Origin of the sequence: Streptomyces sp. NPDC058231 (assembly GCF_042882275.1) — a bacterium.
In the GTDB taxonomy this organism is placed as follows: Bacteria; Actinomycetota; Actinomycetes; order Streptomycetales; family Streptomycetaceae; genus Streptomyces.
On record NZ_JBHVWN010000162.1, the window covers coordinates 1 to 2,014 of the forward strand.

The window sequence follows — 2,014 nt, forward strand, 5'->3', positions numbered from 1 at the left end:
GCACACGACGGGTCATCACAAGCCCCCAGGCGGCGAGGCGACGTTCCTCTGCTACCGGCCTACTACGGCCCTGAACCGCCGTCAACAAACCACCATTAGCGTCGTGGTCGAGGAGGAAGGACGCCAGACCGACCGGGGAGTCCGCCAGCCCGGTCAGCGACTGCGGGCGCGAGCCCATCATGTACGCGTAGTAGACGTGCCGGTACACGAAGTCCAGCTGCTCGACGGCGGCCTGCTCCTCGTCGGACAGCGTCAGGCCCTCGGGCAGCGGGTCGCCCTTGGCGAGCGCGGCGTCGATGTCGGCCGGAATCACCTTGGGCATGTTGGTGTGGATACCGACCAGGCCCTCGGGCTCCTGCGCGCCCATCAGGTCGGTGACGATCGCACCCCAGTCGCCGCCCTGGGCCGCGTACTTGGTGTAGCCCAGGCGCTTCATCAGCTCACCCCACGCGGCAGCGATGCGCTCCGGACCCCAGCCCTTCTGCGAGGGCTTGCCGGAGAACCCGTAGCCCGGCATCGACGGAATCACCACATGGAAGGCGTCCGAGGCATCGCCGCCGTGCGCGGTGGGGTTGGTGAGCGGCTCGATGATCTTCAGCTGCTCGACGACCGAGCCCGGCCACCCGTGCGTCACGATCACCGGCAGAGCATCCTCGTGCTTGGAGCGGACGTGGATGAAGTGGATGTCCAGCCCGTCGATCTCGGTGATGAACTGCGGGTAGGAGTTCAGCTTCGCCTCGACCTTGCGCCAGTCGTACTCCTTGGCCCAGTACCGCGCCAGCTTCTGCACCGTGGCGAGCTGGGTGCCCTGGGACTGGTCGGCGACGGTCTCCTTCTCGGGGAAACGCGTGGCCTCGATGCGCGCCCGCAGGTCCTTGAGATCCGCCTCGGGAAACTCGAACGTGAACGGACGGATCGCATGCTGGTCAGAGGTGACAGACATGGTGGTCTCCTTGATATCTGGTTGGTTGCAGGAGGAGGCGGGATTCGCGACGCCGAGTTCGCAGACGTATATCCGCGACTCGTCTCCCCCGCCGGTGCAGGGTCGGGTGAACCGATCCCGCTTTCCGGCGCAGCTCCCATATTGGTGTGGGGTGCCGCCTCGGTAATCTGGAATGTGACCTAGATTCCGCAGGAGCGGTGTCGTTCTTCCTCGGTAACTTGACGTGGCATCTCGCTGGTGTCGCGGCCAGTCATGCGACTTAGGTGATGTCGTTCGGGTCATCGGGCAGCCCGGAGGAGGACGCCTGCGATGTGCAGTCCGGCCACGCAGACGGTTGCGGCCCCCTTTTCCGCAGGAATGGCGATGCCTCGTCACCCCGGTTCAGGCGGCCGATGCACCTCGGCGCGGTTTGCGCTGTTTCGCGTGACGCCGGCCGGTGCCTGCCGTCTCGCCGGCCGTGACAGTCGATGACCACGCCGTCCGGCCGGGACGGAGGCCACCGCACGGGCCCTGCGCTTGGTGCAGGCAGATGTGGAGCGCTCAAGAGGTGTACGCCTTGCGGGCGAGGACTGCATCCGGCCCTGTGCGGGGCGCGTCCTCCTGAGCCGGAACGCGCACGCGACGGTGACATCCGCGAAGGCAGGCGCGTCTTCGGCCCACAGTTGCGACGCCATGAACGCTTGCAGTGCCTGCGCCACCGTGTCCCCTGGCCCGCTCTGCCCGTACCTCATCCGTACCGGCCTCGAGCGCCGGCCTTGGAGTTGGCACCCTTGCAACCGTGACCAGCGCCTTGGCCGCGGCCTGCCCGAGAGGGCCAGGGGCCCTGCGATCAAGGGGAGCAGCCGGGCAGTCCGGCGGCCGTCCCATGCCACTGAGCAAAAGACTCCGGAGTGGTCACCTCGGAATCAAGTCCGTGGTCAGGGCTCAGGTGTTCCTCTCATGCCCAGCCGCCGCCCGTCTCCGTACATAGGACACGTGGGCTTGATCCGCTTTGGCGGACATTCGAGATCTGGGGTTCAGCCCCGGGAGGATGTCCATCATGGAGAGCATGGGGAAGAAGAAGCCTCGCCG

Annotated in this window: 1 protein-coding gene; it reads right to left on the reverse strand. The window is 66.8% G+C overall.

The annotated features are described in order from the left end of the window. Positions 1–943 (reverse strand): epoxide hydrolase family protein (locus ACFVXE_RS38975; protein WP_389678527.1); only part of this gene is annotated, 943 nt, incomplete at its 3' end. Positions 944–2,014 lie beyond the last annotated feature (1,071 nt).